This is a genomic window from Bacillus sp. YC2 (assembly GCF_019891195.1).
Taxonomy (GTDB): domain Bacteria; phylum Bacillota; class Bacilli; order Bacillales; family Bacillaceae; genus Bacillus.
Genome location: NZ_JAHXDO010000001.1, coordinates 903,973 through 922,930, shown reverse-complemented (window position 1 = coordinate 922,930; position 18,958 = coordinate 903,973). Strand labels below are relative to the sequence as shown.

Sequence of the window (18,958 nt, the reverse complement as noted above, 5' to 3'; positions counted from 1 at the left end):
GGATCTTTAGAACATGCAGGTATGTTTTCAAACCGTCCTTCCGTCAACAGCCCGTATCACAAAGGAAGCCGGAAAGATCCCATCTGTTGATTGAAAGCGGTATATCTTTACATATCGGCGAGTAATTTTCAGCGCGGAACCGTTCGCGGCCTTCAAAAAACAGAAGAGCAGGATAGGAGGCGGCTGTATCCGCCCGGATGATAAAAAGAGGCTGGAGTTAAATACCCAGCCTCTTTTCTCCAGCTATTTTTTAATTTCATACAGAGTCTGCTGACTTTGTCCGCCTGGCCCGCCCATCATTCCTTGCTGGGATGAGCTGCTTGTTTTAGCGGTGCTGCTGTACTTATCAGCCGCGATTTTTGTACCGTTCTTTTTGATCCAAGAAACGAGTTTCGTGTTTCCTGAACTGTTTCCGGATAATAAGAAATACTTCACTTTTCCTTCATCGACGAGTTTCTTCAGCTGTGCCGGTGTCAAAATCGGATCAGTGCCGTTAAATCCGCCGAGCGCCATGACTGACTCATTCGTGTTGATGATATAAGGCGCGGCCGTTACCGTTGTCAATGTGGCAAACAAGTATTCTTCGCCTGTATTATGCTTTTTCAGGTAGGACAGCAGGCCTGAATCGACTTCAGAGGTAAACATATTGCCGCCGCTTGAACTCTTCAGCTGCGGGCCGGATTCAGGAATGACGCTGTTGCCTCCATAAAGAATCGGTGTGGCCGACCAGTAAAGCGGTGTAAGCATCAAGACGCACAGGGTGATGATGGTCATTTGCTTGCCGAACGGATGCTTGTGCTTCATGACAAGCAGCGCCACGACTGCACCAAGCCCTAAAAGTCCGAGTCCATTCATCCAAGCGCTGCCGATTTGGCTTGTATATGCGCTTAATATGAAGACCTGGAATGCGGCTGTGAGAAAGACCGCCGCCGGGAGCAGATAGCTTGCCCAATCTTTAGAGTGTTTGTATAAGCCGTACATAGCGTACCACCCGATTCCGCAAAGGGCTGCGATTGGCGGCGCCAGCATGATCAGGTAGTACGGATGGAAAAAGCTTGCGACGCTGAAGAAACCGGCGGCAGGCACAAGCCAAGCTGCCCAGAACAAGGTTTCTTTCATTTCAGCTGCTTTTTCACGGCGATTGCGGAACCAGCTGATGACGACACCGAGCAGTCCGATCAGCGCGAATGGAAGCATCCAGCTGATTTGGCCTGACAATTCAGATTGGAAGAGCCGAAGCGGGCCTGCCGTGCCGTTGCCGTACATGTTCATGCTTTGGCCTCCGCCGCCGGGACCTCCCTTTCCGCTGCCGCCGCCGGGACCTTGTGAGCCTCCGCCATTTTGCGCTGGCGGGGTTCCATTTTGTCCGGAAGGCTGCTGCGGCATTTGAGCCTGTCCGTTTTTGCCGCTGCTTTCTTTCCGGGAATTGCCGCTTGCTGCGGAGCTATTTGCTCCCGGAGGCTGCATGTTCATGCCGTCTTGCGCCGTGCCTTTCCCTCTGGCGTTCATGGCGCCGTGGGAAAGGCCTGTCGTTTGTCCGAGCAGCCGCTCTGTTCCGTTATAGCCGAATGCAAGCTCAAGTACAGAGTTTGTCTGGCTGCTGCCGATATAAGGACGGCTGGATGCAGAGATGGAATCAACTGTTACTGCCCACGAGACGGACAGCGCTGCGAGGACAACAAAAGATGTGAGAAGAGAGACGATTTTTTTCTTGATAGATGCTGCTGATGCAATAAGATAAAACAGCAGAAAAGCCGGAAGCACCATGCAGGCTTGCATCATTTTCATATTAAAAGCAAGCCCGACAACAGCAAATGCGGCTAATAGCCAAATCATCCTGCCCCGTTTGACAGCGCGCATTAAGCACCATGAACCGAAAAGCAGTGTAAAGACGAGCATGCTGTCGATATTATTCGTTCGGCTGACGGCTGCCGCAATCGGCGTCAGCGCCATGACAAGAGCGGCAATTCGGGCCGCGCCTGTGCCAAACTTCGGTTTGATCATGATGTAAAGCAGAATCACCGATCCGAGCCCTGCGAGTGCCTGAGGAATGATCACGCTCCACGTATGTACGCCGAAGATCAGCGCGAAAATCGTTTGAATCCATAATGCAACCGGCGGTTTATCCACCGTAACAAATCCTGAAGGGTCAAAGGATGCGTAGAAGAAATTGCGGAAGCTTTGCGTCATGCTTTTGACGGCTGCCAAATAGTATTGGTTGGCGGCATCATCCTGCCAAATGCCGTACATATTCAAAAAAGCCGCTATAAACAAAATGCCGATAAGGACTGTGTCTATTCGTTTTATTTTCAATGTTTTCACCTCTTTTGTGTCCCCATTGTAAAAAACAAATATGAAAATGTTATGAATAAACGATAACGATTCAAAGAACGTTTTACCAGAATTTTCTCCATGTAAAAAAGAGGCGGAAAGCCATTGCTTCCGCCTCCCGCACATATATATGTGAGAGCAGCCTTAATTGTTATCATTCTCTTTTTGGATTTCAGCTAATTTGGCAAGCAAAATGTGCTGAGGCATGTGCATGATCTGCTCGAGCGGCAGATTCAGTGATTCTGCAAGCTTTTGAGCCGTATCGGCGGAAATTTGCAGCGGTTTCATGGATATCACTCCTTCCGTTTCTCCATTGTACTAAAATCAGAAATCAATCGTAAGAGGATATGACAAAGGAATGGAGGTTTATACAGCAGGGCTTTATAACTTAAATGGGGGAGGTTTCACATGCAATCGCCATTACTGTTATTACAGCAAAAGCTGGCTGACTATCAAAAAAAAGCCGCAGAACTGCGCACGTTAGACGAATTTATCATGCTGAAACAGACATTACAGGAAATGATGAGGGCGTTTGCCGCCTATGAAGAATGGGATCTTTATCAAAAAACGGCCGATCTCATGGCGCAAACGGTTTTGCATATTCGTTTCAAGGAATAAGAAAAGCCCTCGCGGGGCGAAGGCTTTTCTTAAAACGTCCGTTCTTCTTGTATGTTTTTATGCTGATCATAAATGACAAGCTTAGACGGGCTGTTTTCTTTTGCCGTCTGCTCGGCTTTCTCGATAGCGGCGTCCTTTGATGTATATAAAGCCGTCGGCGCCACATTTTCTACTTTTACAAACCAGCCATCCGCATCAATACTGGGTGTTACCGCATACGTTTTCATCCTTCTAACCTCCTATTTCTCTGATTACTCATCTGTTTTCCCGGCGGTTGGTACAGCGAAACACATAAACAATCGGACTGACAAAAACAGGGAAAACGAGATAATTCTATTTTTTTTCTTGAGAAATGGTAAAATGGAGTTTGGATATTTTTTAAGGAGAGGACGGTGCTTAGCATGACAGACCTTCTGAATGATCGGCTGCCGCCGCAAAATATAGAAGCCGAACAGGCCGTGTTAGGTGCTGTTTTTTTACAGCCGTCTGCGTTAACACTGGCTTCTGAAGTGTTGATTCCAGATGATTTCTACAGAATGTCACACCAAAAAATTTACAATGCCATGCTGGTGCTTGGAGACCGCGGCGAACCGGTGGATTTGGTGACGGTGACGTCAGAGCTTGCGAATACCGATTTATTAGAAGAGGTGGGGGGCGTCTCTTACCTTACGGACATCGCAAATTCGGTTCCGACAGCGGCTAATATAGAATACTACGCGAAAATCGTGGAGGAAAAATCGATTCTCCGCCGTTTAATCAGAACCGCCACAACAATTGCCCAGGATGGGTATACGCGTGAGGACGAAGTCGAGGATTTATTAAGCGACGCGGAAAAAACGATTATGGAAGTCGCGCAGCGAAAAAATTCGGGCGCCTTTCAAAATATTAAAGACGTCTTAGTTCAAACATACGATAATATCGAGCAGCTTCATAATCGGAAAGGTGATATTACCGGGATTCCGACGGGCTTTATTGAGCTTGACCGGATGACGGCGGGTTTCCAGCGGAACGATTTAATCATCGTCGCAGCCCGTCCTTCTGTGGGGAAGACCGCGTTTGCCTTAAACATTGCGCAAAACGTCGCCACCAAAACGGATGAAAGCGTCGCGATTTTCAGTCTTGAGATGGGCGCTGAGCAGCTTGTTATGCGTATGCTTTGCGCAGAGGGAAATATTAACGCCCAAAACCTCAGAACGGGTAATCTGACGGAAGAGGATTGGGGCAAGCTGACGATGGCAATGGGAAGCCTGTCAAACAGCGGTATCTTTATTGACGACACCCCAGGCATCCGTGTCAGCGAAATACGCTCAAAATGCCGGAGACTGAAGCAGGAAAACGGTTTGGGCATGATTTTGATTGACTACTTGCAGCTCATTCAGGGAAGCGGGCGTTCAAGCGACAACCGCCAGCAAGAGGTATCGGAAATTTCCAGGGCGCTAAAATCGCTGGCAAGGGAACTTGAGGTGCCGGTCATCGCCCTGTCTCAGCTCTCCCGCGGTGTTGAGCAGCGTCAGGATAAACGCCCGATGATGTCAGACATCCGTGAATCGGGAAGTATCGAGCAGGATGCCGATATCGTCGCATTCCTGTACCGTGATGACTACTATGATAAAGAATCCGAAAACAAAAACATTATCGAAATCATTATTGCCAAACAGCGTAACGGCCCGGTGGGCACCGTCTCACTGGCATTTGTGAAGGAATACAATAAATTCGTTAACCTGGAACGGCGCTTTGACGACGGCGGTGTTCCGGCAGGTGCGTAAAGCCTCAAGCTATGTCTTGAGGCTTTTTTCATTCGAAAGAATGAGGGATTGCCGTTCGTCTGGCAGGCGAAAAAATGAAAGCGTTTTTATATAATGGAAGAAAAGGAGGAGCGATATGATATGACGATTACATTTCCGCAATTTCAAGCTGCACAAATCCGGGTGGCGCGGCCGACCGGACAGCTCAACGAAATCATCAGGTTTTATGAAGAAGGCCTCGGGCTGAAAAGAGTCGGCGAATTCTCCGAACATAACGGATACAGCGGCGTGATGTTCGGGATGCCCGGTACGCAATACCATTTAGAATTTACGGAAGAAACGGATGCATCCGCCCCGTCCCCCGTCCCGCACGGTGACAGCTTGCTTGTTTTTTACATGCCGGACCAACAGGAGGTCATTCGCATCAGCACGAAATTGAAGCAGATGGGGTTTAAGGAGAAAGAACCGGAGAATCCGTATTGGAAGGAAAAAGGCGTGACGATAGAAGATCCTGACGGCTGGCGGATTGTTCTGATGAATACGAGCGGAATCTAAGAGTTTTCTTTGAACCCGGGATTCTGGGTTCTTTCTCTTGGTAAAGTGTGAAAGTTTCAGGGGTAATAGATAACAATTTAAAGAGAAAACGCTTTTAATTAAGGTTAAGGCGAACAAATATAGAATGATAAGATTTTAATGTTCGGTTTTACGATTGACTTTCTGTTTCTGCACTGATACACTTAATTTGTTTGAATGAGATATCGTTTGAAAGGTTAACGGAGGTGCACGGATATATGTCTTCAGTAGTCGTAGTAGGTACGCAGTGGGGCGATGAAGGAAAAGGTAAAATTACTGATTTCCTATCAGAAAATGCAGAAGTGATCGCACGTTATCAAGGCGGAAATAATGCAGGACATACCATCAAATTTGACGGAGTCACGTACAAGCTTCACTTGATCCCATCAGGAATTTTTTATAAAGAAAAAGCATGTGTCATCGGGAACGGAATGGTTGTTGATCCGAAAGCGCTCATAACGGAGCTTGCGTATCTTCATGAACGCAGCGTCAGCACGGATAACTTGAGAATCAGCAACAGAGCCCACGTGATTCTGCCGTACCATCTTAAATTGGATGAGGTAGAAGAAGAACGCAAAGGGGCCAACAAGATCGGCACAACGAAAAAAGGAATCGGACCTGCTTATATGGATAAAGCAGCGCGAATCGGCATTCGGATTGCAGATCTTTTAGATCGTGACGTGTTTGCAGAAAAGCTCGAACGGAACCTTGAAGAAAAAAACCGTCTGCTAGAAAAAATGTATGAAACAGAAGGATTCAAAATCGAGGATATTCTGGATGAGTATTATGAATACGGCCAGCAGATCAAACAGTATGTATGCGATACATCTGTCGTGCTTAATGATGCACTTGACGAAGGCCGCCGTGTGTTATTTGAAGGCGCGCAAGGCGTTATGCTTGATATCGACCAAGGAACATACCCGTTTGTGACATCATCCAACCCGGTTGCCGGCGGTGTCACTATCGGTTCAGGCGTTGGCCCGACAAAAATCCAGCATGTCGTCGGAGTATCTAAAGCATACACGACCCGTGTCGGCGACGGTCCTTTCCCAACTGAGCTGAAAGATGAAATCGGAGACCAAATTCGTGAAGTCGGCCGCGAATACGGCACGACAACCGGCCGCGCCCGCCGCGTCGGCTGGTTTGACAGCGTCGTCGTCCGTCATGCGCGCCGCGTCAGCGGAATCACAGATCTTTCTCTGAACTCAATTGATGTGTTAACAGGAATTGAGACACTGAAAATCTGTGTCGCTTATCGTTACAAAGGGGAAGTCATTGAAGAATTCCCGGCGAGCCTGAAAGCCCTCGCTGAATGTGAACCGGTTTATGAAGAAATGCCGGGCTGGACGGAAGATATTACAGGCGCGAAAACGCTCAGCGATCTTCCTGAAAATGCACGTCATTATCTTGAGCGTGTGTCTCAGCTGACAGGTATTCCGCTTTCTATTTTCTCTGTCGGTCCTGACCGTTCACAAACAAACGTCATCCGCAGCGTTTACCGCGCCAACTAGGGTGATGAAGCAGACAAGCCTCCGGTCACGGAGGCTTGTTTTTTGATCTAGGAAAAAAATAATAGATATTTTTTAAAAAAGTTATTGCCACTTTCGAATGTTCTATGATATTATAAATCTCGTTGTTACGGAACAGCTTCAATAGAGTACCGCAATGAAATGCCTTTGTCTGAATGCTCTATGATACATAATCCGACACATCAAGAGCCATTAGCTCAGTTGGTAGAGCATCTGACTTTTAATCAGAGGGTCGAAGGTTCGAGTCCTTCATGGCTCACCATTTTGTTATGGCCCGTTGGTCAAGCGGTTAAGACACCGCCCTTTCACGGCGGTAACACGGGTTCGAATCCCGTACGGGTCATTGATTTACTTTAGCGTTATTGCTAACTCCTTATTTGTCTCGGAGGGCTGCCACGATACAGCGCTCCGGACAAATTACTGTAAGGTCCGGTAGTTCAGTTGGTTAGAATGCCTGCCTGTCACGCAGGAGGTCGCGGGTTCGAGTCCCGTCCGGACCGCCATTTTACTTTACTTTATATAGTATAGAAAAAGAAACATCTGGCTCGGTAGCTCAGTTGGTAGAGCAACGGACTGAAAATCCGTGTGTCGGCGGTTCGATTCCGTCCCGAGCCACTTACCCAAACGCATCTGCAATAGTAGGTGCGTTTTTTTCTTTGTATATAAAAAAAGGGAGAGCCGGCTTTTCAGCCGGCCCCAGAAGAAGACGTCAATCACTAGACGGAGATTTTTTTGGTGAGGTTTCAAAGAAATAAAATTTTTTAAAAGAACATAAAAAACATGACAAAAGAATGGCAGTTCAATACGTTTTTGCGCTGTTCTCTTTAATTTTTTTATCTTTTGACCTGAAACCGTTATAATAGACAGGGAACGTTTTTAAGCGGTCCGTTTTAGATTAGCATGAAACATCAACAGATAAAATGAAGTCATTCTGGCAGGAGGAAAATCAAGATGATGGATAAAAAGATCCTTGTAGTCGATGATGAAAAACCGATTGCAGATATATTAGAGTTTAATTTAAGAAAAGAAGGCTATGACGTGCATTGTGCGTATGACGGAAACGAAGCCGTGGAAATGGTGGAGGAGCTTCAGCCTGATTTAATTCTTTTAGATATTATGCTTCCGAATAAAGACGGGGTTGAAGTATGCCGGGAAGTCCGGAAAAAATATGATATGCCGATTATTATGCTGACGGCCAAAGACTCAGAGATTGACAAGGTCATCGGCCTTGAAATCGGAGCAGATGACTATGTCACAAAACCGTTCAGCACCCGTGAGCTTCTGGCCCGCGTCAAAGCGAATCTGCGCCGCCAGCTCACAGTTGCGCCCGCAGAGGAAGAGTCGGCTTCTAATGACATTCATATCGGTTCTCTCGTGATCTTCCCTGATGCGTATGTCGTATCAAAAAGAGAAGAAACAATCGAGCTGACACACCGTGAGTTTGAACTGCTTCATTACTTAGCCAAACATATCGGCCAAGTCATGACCCGTGAGCACCTGCTTCAAACTGTGTGGGGCTATGATTATTTCGGTGATGTGAGAACGGTAGACGTCACGGTGCGCCGCCTCCGTGAGAAAATCGAGGATAACCCGAGCCATCCAAACTGGATCGTCACGAGACGCGGTGTCGGTTATTACTTGAGAAATCCTGAGCAGGACTAACCAACGATGAATAAGGTTGGTTTTTTTCGGTCGATTCAGTTTAAGATCACACTGATTTATGTGCTGCTCATTATCATTGCCATGCAGATCATCGGCGTATATTTTGTGAAACAGGTGGAGAATTCCCTTCTCAAGTCCTATGAATTATCGTTAAATCAGCGGATTGACAACCTTTCCTATTATATTGAACAGGAATATAAAGGTGACAATGACAGCACCGTGATCAAGGATGACGTCAAGCGCATTTTAAATGATTTTACGAAAAACAATGAAATCCGTGAGATTACGTTTGTTGATAAAAGCTATGAGGTCGTCGGATCATCAAGGCCTTATGGTGAAGAAATAGCAGGCAAACAGACGACAGATCCGATTTTTAAACGGATTTTCTCAACAAAGCAGGCCTATTCAAAAAAATACTATGACCCTAAAAGCAAAAACAGGGTGCTGATTTCGGCAAAGCCGGTCATCACCGAGAATCAAGAAGTCGTCGGTGCGATTTATGTCGTGGCCAGTATGGAAGATACCTTTAACCAAATGAAGACTGTTAACTCGATTCTTGCTTCCGGAACAGGCTTAGCCCTTGTCCTGACGGCTCTTCTGGGGATATTCCTCGCCCGGACGATTACCCATCCGCTTTCGGACATGCGCAAGCAGGCGATGGAGCTGGCAAAAGGAAACTTCTCCAGAAAGGTCAGAAAATACGGGCATGATGAAATCGGCCAGCTTGCGACGACCTTCAACCATCTGACAAGAGAGCTTGAAGATGCGCAAGCAATGACTGAAGGTGAGAGAAGGAAGCTTTCCTCCGTTATCGCGTATATGACGGACGGAGTCATCGCCACGAACCGAAACGGCGCTATTATTCTCTTAAACAGCCCGGCACTGGAGCTGTTGAATGTTTCACGTGAAACGGCTTTAGAGATGCCGATTACGTCTTTATTAGGCATAAAAGAGAACTTCACATTTGAAGATTTAGTAGAACAGCAGGATTCAATGCTGCTGGAAATAGATCGCGATGATGAAACAACTGTGCTGCGGGTAAATTTCTCCGTTATTCAGAGAGAGCACGGAAAAATTGATGGATTAATCGCAGTTCTTTATGATGTCACAGAACAAGAAAAACTGGATCGGGAGCGCAGAGAGTTTGTTGCCAACGTGTCTCATGAGCTTCGGACGCCGCTGACGACAATGCGCAGCTATTTAGAGGCGCTTGCTGAAGGTGCATGGGAGAATAAAGATATTGCTCCGCGCTTCTTAATGGTCACCCAAAATGAAACCGAGCGAATGATCAGGCTGGTGAATGATCTGCTCCAGCTTTCTAAGTTTGACAGCAAGGATTATCAGTTTAATCGAGAGTGGATTCATATGATCCGCTTTATGTCATTGATCATTGACCGTTTTGAAATGACGAAGGAACAGCATGTCGAGTTTATCCGAGAGCTCCCGGACAGAAATCTGTACGTGGAAATTGACCAGGATAAAGTGACGCAGGTTCTTGATAATATCATTTCAAACGCGCTGAAATACTCACCGGAAGGCGGGCATGTGACCTTCTCAGTTGATGTAAATGAAAAGGAAGAGCTGCTTTACATCAGCGTAAAAGATGAAGGAATCGGCATTCCGAAAAAAGATGTGGAAAAGGTCTTTGACCGCTTCTACAGAGTGGACAAAGCCCGGACGAGAAAGCTTGGCGGCACCGGCCTTGGCCTTGCGATTGCCAAAGAAATGGTTCAGGCGCACGGCGGTGATATTTGGGCGGACAGTGTAGAAGGAAAGGGAACGAAGATTACATTTACTCTTCCATATAAAGAAGAGCAAGAGGATGATTGGGATGAGGCGTGAAAATATAAAAACAGTCATACTATCGGTACTTGTCATCATTAGTCTTGTTTTAACATGGGGGATTTGGACGTTTCAGCCCAATTTTTCAGAAGGTACGGCCTCAACCAAATCGACTGTCCGGGAAAAGTATAAGATTGATAAGACCAGTCAAAAAATGACGCAAACGATCAAGCCGCGGGATATGTTTATTCATACAAACGGCGCCCATTACAAGGTGAACGACGAGACAATGTTTAATGATTTATGGTCCGATTTGCCGAGATGGGAAATAAAGGGCATGAAGGACATTTCAGACCAATACGACAAGCTCGGTTTTAAAAACTGGCTCTACGGAAGAAACGGCAATTCGGCGAAGCTGGATCTGCAATTCAATGACACCATTCCGATTGATATCTTTCAGACGATGTTTAAATGGTCGAGCCAGTCGATGGAATACAGCTCATTTGATCATATTGTCATTCCGTTTCATGAGAATAAGGCTAATAAGAAGATTTACTTGGTGTCTTACAGCAAGCAGCTGATTCTGGAAGTGACCGTGGAATCGGCCAACTACCGCAACATGATGAACGAGCTATACAGCAAAAAATCCAGCATGCCGTTGTACCATATCTATTCGGTCGGGAAAAGCAAAGAATTTCTCATGCCGAATGAGCCGTTTGAAATGAAGGAAAAAGAATTTATTACAGAAACGATTAAGACGAATCTGTTTAAACAGACGCTCTTTAATGATCCGAGCACTGTAAGAGAAGATCCGAATTATAACCGGAATGTGTTGACTGACGGAATCAGCCGTCTGGAAATCAATTCGACGCAGCGCCAAATTCAATTCCAGCACCGCAATTTGGCGCAAAGCACCTCCTATCAAACAGGTGAGCTTATCAAGAAGAGCTATAAATATTTAGAGGATACCGGAAGCTGGACGGATCATTATCAATTTTTCAATGTCAGTGATAACCAGCAGCTGAGCTTCTACATGTTTAAAGATCAAATGCCCGTCATCAACAGCACATCTAAACCTTTTGGAACCGGGCCTGTATTGAATCTGCAATGGGCCAATGAAGAGGTGCTCAGCTACAAACGGCCGAATTACGTTCTCGGGCCGAACCCGATCAAAACAAAAGATGTGAAGCTGATGAGCGGCAATGAGGTTGTAGCATTGCTGGAACAGCAGCACAAGTACGATGTGAATAAGATTGACCAAATCTTCTTGTCGTATCAGATGGTATCGTCGTCAACGAATGATCTGGTCGAGCTTGAGCCGGTGTGGAGTATGAAAATTAACGGAAAGATCGTGCCGATCACGAAGGACTTGCTGGCGAAGGAGGAGGACAATAATGGAGTGGAATAAAACAAAAACAATCTTCATCATTGCCTTCCTCATCCTCGATATTTTTCTTGGATTTCAGTTTTTTGAAAAGCGCTCCAGCAGTGAATATGAAGTGATTAAAACGTCAAATGTGGAAAACGACATGGAGATGGATCATATCGTCTTCGGTAATCTGTCTGCTGATTCAACTGCCGGTTACCGGATGACAGCGAGCCAAAAGGTGTTTACTGAGGAAGACATCAACGGCTTAAAAGATCAAAAGCCTTTAATGGACATGCCTGCAGGTGACCATAAGGTAACGACATTGAGAATGAAGTTCTCCAACCCGATCGCCTTGTCGAAGCAAAAACCGCAGGATGACGCAGAATCGCTTGTCAGCTCGAAAATAACCGGCGGCGAAAAATATAAGCTGTGGAAAACCGACAAGGATAAAAAGCAGATCACTTTTTATCAGACATATGACGGCCAATATATTTATCAGGATTATGATTCGTCCTCGGATGCTATCGGCGAGGTGATTTTGCATCTGAATGATAAAAACGAGGTTGTATCGTACGAGCAGACCATGCTGGAGTCATTCAAACGAATCCAGACAGAAAGCCTGATTCCTGAGCTTGATGCCGTCGAGTTATTGTATTCTCAAAACTACTTAAAAGCGAACTGCACCGTAAAAAGCGTGAAATTCGGCTACATTGCCCAATATCCGCTGACGAGCACGCAGGTGCTGGCGCCGGTATGGAGAATTACAATTGAAGACAAATCAAAAGGATCGAAGAAAAAGACGCTGGAAACTTACACTGTCAATGCAATGGAGAGCACAGTGATTGATAACAATCAAAATAAATAATGGAGTGAGACACAATGGGCTTGCAATTTAGCGTGCTTGCGAGCGGGAGTACGGGAAACGCGTTTTATCTGGAAACAGAAGAGCATTCTTTTCTGGTGGACGCCGGTCTGAGCGGAAAAGCAATGGACGGGCTGATGGCGCAAATCGGGCGCAAGATAGACGATGTAGACGGCATCTTTGTCACTCATGAGCACAGCGACCATATTAAGGGGCTCGGCGTCATCGCAAGAAAGTACCAGCTTCCCGTGTATGCCAATGAAAAGACGTGGAAGGCGATGGAGAATCAGATCGGCAAGCTGGACACCGGGCAAAAGTTCATCTTCCCGATGGAGAGCGTGAAATCATTCAGCGGGCTTGACGTCGAGTCTTTCGGCGTCTCCCACGACGCGGCCGAGCCGATGTTTTATGTCTTTCACTATCAAGGCAGAAAGCTCGCACTCATGACGGACACCGGATATGTGAGCGATAGAATGAAAGGCATTATCCGCGAGGCGAATGTTTTCGTTTTTGAAAGTAATCATGACGTCGGCATGCTGCAAATGGGGAGATACCCATGGAGCATTAAGCGCCGGATCTTAAGCGATGTCGGCCACGTCTCAAACGAAGACGCGGCGCTCGCCATGACCGATGTGATCGGCGACGGCACGTCACGCATCTATTTGGCGCATTTGAGCCAAGACAATAATATGAAGGAACTGGCCAGAATGTCCGTTCAGCAGACATTAGCTGCGAAAGGATATGTCACCGGGGAATCCTTTGATTTATATGACACCGATCCGAAAAAACCGACACCGCTGTGTGCCGTGTAATTTTTTCAAATGAATCATGATTATTAATTCGCGTTCTAACCCACACTATAACCAAATTGAGTTCTCTTGAAAGGATTTGAGATAGGGTGGATTATAATCGCGAGGATGAACAGTATGCCCCTGAACGGCCTCGCCGCAGCAAGAGAGGATACTTCCTTTCAAGCCTGATCGGCGTCATCGTCGGGGCTGCGCTCATGGCCTTTTTGCTGCCGTATTGGACAGGCGGTGACCATGGGGCAACCAGCATGAACACAAATCAGAATATCGGCAGCGAACAGGTGAAAACAGTAAATGTGAACGTCAATGACGCTGTCACAAAAATGGTCAGTGATGTATCCGATACGGTGGTCGGCGTCCTCAATATTCAAAAGACGGATATTTGGGGAGAAAGCGGTGAAGCCGGAAGCGGGTCCGGCGTCATTTACAAAAAGAACGGCAACACCGTCTATATCGTAACCAATCATCATGTCATTGAAGGCGCGTCTCAAATTGAAATCAGCCTGAAGGACGGATCGCGGGTGCCTGCCGACCTGATCGGAAGTGATCGGCTCATGGATCTCGCCGTCCTGAAGGTGAAAACCGACAAAATCAAAGCGATTGCCCAGTTCGGCAATTCCGATAAAGTGAAAGTCGGGGAGCCGGTCATCGCCATCGGGAATCCGCTGGGGCTTGAATTTGCGGGATCGGTGACACAGGGGATCATTTCAGGGACGGAAAGGACGGTCCCCGTTGATTCAAACGGTGACGGACAGCCTGACTGGAATGCGGAAGTGCTGCAGACTGATGCGGCCATTAACCCGGGGAACAGCGGCGGCGCCTTGATGGATATCTCAGGAAAAGTCATCGGCATAAACTCGATGAAAATCGCAGAATCGGCTGTTGAAGGGATCGGCCTGTCCATCCCGTCTAAGCTTGTCATTCCCGTCATTCAGGATTTAGAGAAATACGGGGAAGTCAGACGCCCTTTCCTCGGCATCGAGATGAAATCATTAACCGACATTGCCAGCTACCATTGGAGCCAGACGCTTAAGCTTCCTAAAGGCATCAAAGCAGGAACGGTCATCATGGGAGTTGACGCTTTTTCACCGGCCGGAAAAGCGGGATTGAAAAAGCTCGACGTCATCACCGGATTTGACGGTCATAAGGTCAATGACATTGTGGATCTCCGTGAACGCCTGTATCAGAAAAAAATCGGCGATCGTGTGAAGATTACCTTCTACCGTTCAGGTAAGAAAAAAACAGCAGACGTCAAACTGTCGGAAGCAGAGCGATTACAGAAATAAAAAGCAGCCCGGGAAAAACCGGGCTGCTTTTTGATTACACTGCTGTTTGACAGCAGGCTTTACTTAAGGTCATCATTGAATTACATAAACTGGATATATTATAATGTTCGTAACAAGGGGGGTGGGAACATGAAAACGGCAGATATAATTATTGTGTTGAGTGAATTTGAAAATGAATGTGAAGGAAGAATTATATTGGAATGCAGAATATAACGGCTCATAAGCAGTTGCGATTCGCATTTTTCCGTTTGTATAGAAAGACTTGTCATGGAAACGTCCTTTTCGGGGCGCTTTTTTTTATGCCGTTTTTTAGAAGCTCAATTGTGAAGAGAAGAATTTCAAACCGTTATTTGTATTTACCATCCCTCTGATAAAAAAAGAACTGAACGCGGGTCACACACGTTCAGTTGAAAATAGGTATATTTAGAAAAAGGTAGACATGAACTTAGAACTTTTTGATTGAAACAGACTGATGGTACGAAATTGAAGCGGCAGTTGTAACTGCCGGCAAGTAGATTTTTATTTACAAATACTTCCGTTTTCAGCGTTTACTTTTACAGTTTGTTCAGTATGGTTTTGAGCAGTGATTTTCACGATGTACACGAAGCTGCCGTTTTCTTTCTTCATTTCAGAAGATTTCACAGTGCCTTTGCAGTGGCTGAGTGCGATGGAATGCGCTTTTTTAGCCGCGATCATGACTTGTTTTTTCTGAACGTCTTCTTTCAGAACTTTACCGCTTTTGCCATCCATGTGGAGGGTATGCAGTTTGCCGTCCTGACCGAAAATGCTGACAACGTATACGGATACGCCATTTTCCGTTTTCATTTTAGAAGACTTAACGACACCTTTGCAATGGTTCAATGCGAAAGATTCCGCTTTTGCACGAGTCATGTTTACTTTGTTTTCCTTTATGTCATGCTTTACGATTTTGCTGTTTTTGCAATTAATATGGAAAGTATGAAGTTTACCGTCTTGTCCGGCTGCTTGGACGATGTAAACCATCACGTTGTTTTCTTGCTTCAGCTCAGAAGATTTCACAGTGCCTTTGCAGTTTTTCAATGCGATTTTTTCTGCACTGGCTTTTGTGATGAATTGCTGTTTCTTTGCCGCGTGATGCTGCATGACTTTTCCGTTATCGCCATTCACATTGATAGTGTGCTGGATGCCTTTCACATCAAGTACGTTTACGACATATACGTAAGATCCGTTCACTTTCTTCATTTGTGCTGATTGAACGGCGCCTTTACAGCTGCAGTTGTTCAATGCAACTTGTTTTGCCTTCGCTATTGTGATGGAAGCTTGCTGTTTTGTTTCCACTTTCGCTTGCGCCGCATCATCTTTATGAAGGACAGCCGCGTGTGCAGAAGATAATGAACTGATTGAAATGATCGTTCCCAGTGCAGCTCCTGATAAAACTTTTGTAATACCCATTTTGTATTCCTCCTTAATTTCATTGTTGGCTTCCCAACTAAGGCTAATTGTATAGATTCAAACTGAAAATCAAATGAGGGCAAGCTGAAAACTTGCTGAATTCAGCGGATTTTCAGCTTAGATTCAGTTTGGTTTCAGATAAAAGCGAATAATAGAAGATGAAGCGAAAAAAATAAAGACAGGCGGATACATCTAAGGAGAGACTACATCATGGATAAGTTGGAAGGCATCAAGGTGCTGATTGTAGATGATGAGCCGGCCATCATTGATTTTTTAACGATGGGGCTTGTCAATGAAGGATTCGAAGTGATGTCTGCGGCAGACGGGATGGCGGCAATGAACCTTGTCAAAACATTCCAGCCTCATATTGCCGTTTTGGATATCATGATGCCGGGAATGGATGGGTTTGAGCTGTCAAGAATGCTCAAAAAGACTAGCAATACCGCTGTCATCATGCTGACTGCAAAGGATGAAGTGGAGCTTCGCGTGAAGGCGCTGATTGAAGGCGCGGATGATTATATGATAAAACCGTTCAGCTTCGAGGAGCTGCTTGCCCGGATTTACGCAAGAATCCGGAATCAATTTCCCCACCTCTTTGATGAAGTGGTCTTGGGGCCTTTTCGAATTGATGACAGAAGCAGAGAAATTGTGTACAAAGGAGAACCTATGAAGCTTTCCGCAACCGAATATGAGCTGCTGAAACTATTGGTGCTGCATCACGGAACGGTTCTCAGCAAAACGAGGATTCTGGATCAAGTGTGGGGCTATGATTTCTATGGTGAAGAAAATATTGTCGAGGTATACATTCGCTCTTTACGTGAAAAATTGAAGGACAAAGAGCATAAAGTGATTCGTACGGTCCGCGGCGCCGGGTACAGGGTGGATCTGGGATGAACATGAAAAAGCTGTATAGAACCCTTCGTTTTCAGCTCCTGTTTCGGTCACTGGTGATTTTAACCCTGCTGCTATGCTTCGTCGGCGGTACACAGTACATGTTTATGACACACAGGATGTATGAAAACCAAGCCATCAGCATCCAAAGCTATATTAATTCGATGGATCAAAATGTGTGGAAATCCATCAAGACACTTTCAAATTCTGAAAAACCGCTTCATCCGAATTTGCTGTACCCCGGGGGAACGGTTGCTTTTATCAGCAAATCAAACAAAATGTCTGTTTTATCAGAAGACCCTCACGCCGGAGCGCCGCCGTCTTTTCCGAAAAAAGTGTATCAAAATGCGCTTCAGGACACCATGGCGCTTCATTATCAGGTGGCTCATAACGATTCAGGGGAAGAAATCATTGTCGTGTTTCAGGCGATTTCCATTGACGGCAAACAGGCGGGAGTCATCCAAATGAGTACATTGACAGAGCCGCTGAATGATTTGCTTGTTCGGCAAATCAGTATTTTTGCGACGCTTTCCTTTGCGGCTCTGCTGATCGGCCTTTTTACATTTTTACCGGTTATTCGGCTTACGCTTAAGCCGTTATCGCGAATCGTCCATATGATGGGTGAAATTAATGCCGGAAATCTGAATAAAAGGCTTCCTATATATAAAAAGCAGGCGGAAATTGAGTCATTGGGGGTATCCATTAATCAAATGCTGGAGCGGATTGAGAGATCCTTCCGAGCGGAAAAAGAAGCAAAGGAGCGCATCCGGCAGTTTGTGTCTGACGCCTCCCATGAGCTGAGAACACCGCTTACCTCCATTCATGGCTTTATCGAAATTTTGATGCGCGGAGCGGCCGAGCAGCCGGAGCAGAAAGAAAAAGCGCTTCAAAGTATGTATGCAGAATCTGCCCGAGCGAATAAATTGATTGAGGATCTTCTGTTTCTTGCGAAAATTGACAGGGTGCCGAGCTTTGAAATGGAAAAAGGAGTGCTCGGAGCCGTCATCCTGGAAATGGAGCCTCAGCTGAAGCTGCTTGCGGGAAAACGAAAGCTGGAGTTTTTTGTTGATCAGGAAATTGAAATCGTCTTTGACCGGGACAAAATGAAGCAGGTCATTCTCAACCTCTTTTATAACGCGGTACAGCACACGGATGAACAGACGGGAATCATCACCGTATCGCTGCAAAAAGACGGAGGGATTATGTTCATGATTGCCGATAACGGTTCCGGCATCGCCCCGGAACACGTGCCTCATTTGTTTGATCGGTTTTACAGGGCAGAAACCTCACGTGCGCGTAAATACGGCGGCACCGGGCTTGGGCTTGCGATCACAAAAACCATTATCGAGAGCCATAACGGAACGATCGAAGTGAAAAGCGAACAAGGAAAAGGCTCCGTGTTTATCATTCGGCTGCCGGGATAAAACGGCTTTTCATAAAAGTTATCACGAATTATATATAAATTCAGACGTGACGTGCCATACCCAGTTTCACCATTCAAACATGACATATAAACAGTACACGGATTATGTTATTTACGTTAAAGGTAAAGGATGAAACGGTGCGGACATTCATACAGCGGCATTTTGATAAACAAAAGCTGGCTGTACACCCACTGATTAACTGATCGGAGTATGGGAGAGCAGGCAGAAGCCGCAGAAGGCATTGTCCGCACTCTCAAGAAAAGAACCGATCCGGATCGTCTATGCCGATTACTATCCGAACGGAGAAATCATTGAGAGAGTCGCACGTCTTTTTCAGCTTGCCGGAGCTGACGTATCCATTCGCCGCATCAGTCATTTCAATGATTATTATCACTTGGATAAAAAGGAGTTTGATATTGAGCTCCATTTATTCCTGCCGAGCTACATGCACTATTTGAGCCAATATTTCATCCGGGATATTCCCGATCAAAAAATGAAAAAAACGATCATTAATTTTATCAGAGATAAAAAAAGAAGGAACTTTTTGGTTTATTCGAGAATACAACTCATTATTACCCAATTTGTTTTGGGAAAAGTCTGTATCTGCAAGATCCATGTATAGAGGGTTTTAGTGTAAAGGGGTATT

Annotated in this window: 17 protein-coding genes and 4 tRNA genes; 17 read left to right on the top strand and 4 right to left on the bottom strand. The window is 45.8% G+C overall.

All coding sequences use genetic code 11. From position 1 onward, the window contains the following. Positions 1-243 precede the first annotated feature (243 nt). Positions 244-2,313, bottom strand: a complete 2,070-nt coding sequence (locus tag KY305_RS04575) for a glycosyltransferase family 39 protein (RefSeq protein WP_223061534.1) — start codon at positions 2,311-2,313, stop codon at positions 244-246. A 162-nt stretch (positions 2,314-2,475) separates the two neighbouring features. Then, positions 2,476-2,619 (bottom strand): YycC family protein, encoded by a 144-nt coding sequence (locus KY305_RS04570; protein WP_214800273.1) that lies wholly within the window; start codon positions 2,617-2,619, stop codon positions 2,476-2,478. 120 nt (positions 2,620-2,739) lie between these two features. On the opposite strand from KY305_RS04570, the gene KY305_RS04565 reads away from it, so the two are divergent. Next, on the top strand, positions 2,740-2,949 hold the full coding sequence (locus KY305_RS04565; RefSeq protein WP_223061533.1) for a hypothetical protein: 210 nt from the start codon (positions 2,740-2,742) through the stop codon (positions 2,947-2,949). A gap of 29 nt (positions 2,950-2,978) precedes the next feature. On the opposite strand, the gene KY305_RS04560 is transcribed toward KY305_RS04565, so the two are convergent. Then, positions 2,979-3,176 (bottom strand): DUF2188 domain-containing protein, encoded by a 198-nt coding sequence (locus KY305_RS04560; protein ID WP_223061532.1) that lies wholly within the window; start codon positions 3,174-3,176, stop codon positions 2,979-2,981. A gap of 174 nt (positions 3,177-3,350) precedes the next feature. Between KY305_RS04560 and dnaB the strand changes: the two genes are divergently transcribed. The 13 genes from dnaB to KY305_RS04495 all read left to right on the top strand — a co-directional run bounded on the left by dnaB (position 3,351) and on the right by KY305_RS04495 (position 14,566). Further along, complete coding sequence (dnaB, locus tag KY305_RS04555; RefSeq protein ID WP_214800345.1) at positions 3,351-4,715, top strand: replicative DNA helicase; 1,365 nt, start codon at positions 3,351-3,353, stop codon at positions 4,713-4,715. 120 nt (positions 4,716-4,835) lie between these two features. Further along, on the top strand, positions 4,836-5,249 hold the full coding sequence (locus KY305_RS04550; RefSeq protein WP_223061531.1) for a VOC family protein: 414 nt from the start codon (positions 4,836-4,838) through the stop codon (positions 5,247-5,249). Positions 5,250-5,485: 236 nt separating this feature from the next. Further along, the gene (locus tag KY305_RS04545; RefSeq protein WP_223061530.1) at positions 5,486-6,778 is read left to right on the top strand and encodes an adenylosuccinate synthase; all 1,293 of its coding nucleotides are present in this window, start codon (positions 5,486-5,488) and stop codon (positions 6,776-6,778) included. Positions 6,779-6,982: 204 nt separating this feature from the next. Further along, a tRNA-Lys gene (locus tag KY305_RS04540) sits at positions 6,983-7,058 on the top strand. Between the two features lie 9 nt (positions 7,059-7,067). Beyond that, positions 7,068-7,139: transfer RNA gene (locus KY305_RS04535), tRNA-Glu, on the top strand. Positions 7,140-7,222: 83 nt separating this feature from the next. After that, a tRNA-Asp gene (locus tag KY305_RS04530) sits at positions 7,223-7,299 on the top strand. A 39-nt stretch (positions 7,300-7,338) separates the two neighbouring features. Beyond that, positions 7,339-7,411: transfer RNA gene (locus KY305_RS04525), tRNA-Phe, on the top strand. A gap of 339 nt (positions 7,412-7,750) precedes the next feature. Beyond that, positions 7,751-8,458, top strand: a complete 708-nt coding sequence (gene walR, locus KY305_RS04520; RefSeq protein WP_004393104.1) for a cell wall metabolism DNA-binding response regulator WalR — start codon at positions 7,751-7,753, stop codon at positions 8,456-8,458. A gap of 6 nt (positions 8,459-8,464) precedes the next feature. Further along, positions 8,465-10,300: a cell wall metabolism sensor histidine kinase WalK gene (gene walK, locus KY305_RS04515; RefSeq protein ID WP_223061529.1), complete on the top strand. Its 1,836-nt coding sequence runs from the start codon at positions 8,465-8,467 to the stop codon at positions 10,298-10,300. Next, positions 10,290-11,648, top strand: a complete 1,359-nt coding sequence (gene yycH, locus KY305_RS04510) for a two-component system activity regulator YycH (RefSeq protein ID WP_223061528.1) — start codon at positions 10,290-10,292, stop codon at positions 11,646-11,648. Before walK ends, yycH begins: the two co-directional genes overlap by 11 nt. Then, entirely contained in the window at positions 11,635-12,474 is an 840-nt protein-coding gene (locus KY305_RS04505) for a two-component system regulatory protein YycI (protein WP_223061527.1), read from the top strand. Before yycH ends, KY305_RS04505 begins: the two co-directional genes overlap by 14 nt. 14 nt (positions 12,475-12,488) lie before the next feature. Next, positions 12,489-13,283, top strand: coding sequence for an MBL fold metallo-hydrolase (locus tag KY305_RS04500; protein WP_214800266.1), 795 nt, complete (start codon positions 12,489-12,491; stop codon positions 13,281-13,283). 86 nt (positions 13,284-13,369) lie between these two features. Continuing rightward, positions 13,370-14,566, top strand: coding sequence for a S1C family serine protease (locus KY305_RS04495; RefSeq protein ID WP_214800265.1), 1,197 nt, complete (start codon positions 13,370-13,372; stop codon positions 14,564-14,566). A 519-nt stretch (positions 14,567-15,085) separates the two neighbouring features. Here KY305_RS04495 and KY305_RS04490 read toward each other — a convergent pair. Then, positions 15,086-15,997, bottom strand: a complete 912-nt coding sequence (locus tag KY305_RS04490; RefSeq protein WP_223061526.1) for a PepSY domain-containing protein — start codon at positions 15,995-15,997, stop codon at positions 15,086-15,088. A 210-nt stretch (positions 15,998-16,207) separates the two neighbouring features. On the opposite strand from KY305_RS04490, the gene KY305_RS04485 reads away from it, so the two are divergent. The 3 genes from KY305_RS04485 (at position 16,208) to KY305_RS19895 (ending at position 18,934) form a co-directional block, all read left to right on the top strand. Continuing rightward, the gene (locus tag KY305_RS04485) at positions 16,208-16,891 is read left to right on the top strand and encodes a response regulator transcription factor (protein ID WP_223061525.1); all 684 of its coding nucleotides are present in this window, start codon (positions 16,208-16,210) and stop codon (positions 16,889-16,891) included. Between the two features lie 2 nt (positions 16,892-16,893). Further along, complete coding sequence (locus tag KY305_RS04480) at positions 16,894-18,312, top strand: sensor histidine kinase (protein WP_223061637.1); 1,419 nt, start codon at positions 16,894-16,896, stop codon at positions 18,310-18,312. Between the two features lie 241 nt (positions 18,313-18,553). Further along, positions 18,554-18,934: a hypothetical protein gene (locus tag KY305_RS19895; RefSeq protein WP_262417548.1), complete on the top strand. Its 381-nt coding sequence runs from the start codon at positions 18,554-18,556 to the stop codon at positions 18,932-18,934. The last annotated feature ends 24 nt before the right edge of the window (positions 18,935-18,958 follow it).

Excerpts from the sequence above, each read along its gene's own strand:
- KY305_RS04570 (WP_214800273.1), bottom strand. The coding sequence starts at position 2,619 with ATGAAACCGCTGCAAATTTCCGCCGATACGGCTCAAAAGCTTGCAGAA.
- KY305_RS04565 (WP_223061533.1), top strand. The coding sequence starts at position 2,740 with ATGCAATCGCCATTACTGTTATTACAGCAAAAGCTGGCTGACTATCAA.
- KY305_RS04560 (WP_223061532.1), bottom strand. The coding sequence starts at position 3,176 with ATGAAAACGTATGCGGTAACACCCAGTATTGATGCGGATGGCTGGTTT.
- dnaB (WP_214800345.1), top strand. The coding sequence starts at position 3,351 with ATGACAGACCTTCTGAATGATCGGCTGCCGCCGCAAAATATAGAAGCC.
- KY305_RS04550 (WP_223061531.1), top strand. The coding sequence starts at position 4,836 with ATGACGATTACATTTCCGCAATTTCAAGCTGCACAAATCCGGGTGGCG.
- KY305_RS04545 (WP_223061530.1), top strand. The coding sequence starts at position 5,486 with ATGTCTTCAGTAGTCGTAGTAGGTACGCAGTGGGGCGATGAAGGAAAA.
- walR (WP_004393104.1), top strand. The coding sequence starts at position 7,751 with ATGGATAAAAAGATCCTTGTAGTCGATGATGAAAAACCGATTGCAGAT.
- walK (WP_223061529.1), top strand. The coding sequence starts at position 8,465 with ATGAATAAGGTTGGTTTTTTTCGGTCGATTCAGTTTAAGATCACACTG.
- yycH (WP_223061528.1), top strand. The coding sequence starts at position 10,290 with ATGAGGCGTGAAAATATAAAAACAGTCATACTATCGGTACTTGTCATC.
- KY305_RS04505 (WP_223061527.1), top strand. The coding sequence starts at position 11,635 with ATGGAGTGGAATAAAACAAAAACAATCTTCATCATTGCCTTCCTCATC.
- KY305_RS04500 (WP_214800266.1), top strand. The coding sequence starts at position 12,489 with ATGGGCTTGCAATTTAGCGTGCTTGCGAGCGGGAGTACGGGAAACGCG.
- KY305_RS04490 (WP_223061526.1), bottom strand. The coding sequence starts at position 15,997 with ATGGGTATTACAAAAGTTTTATCAGGAGCTGCACTGGGAACGATCATT.
- KY305_RS04485 (WP_223061525.1), top strand. The coding sequence starts at position 16,208 with ATGGATAAGTTGGAAGGCATCAAGGTGCTGATTGTAGATGATGAGCCG.
- KY305_RS04480 (WP_223061637.1), top strand. The coding sequence starts at position 16,894 with ATGAAAAAGCTGTATAGAACCCTTCGTTTTCAGCTCCTGTTTCGGTCA.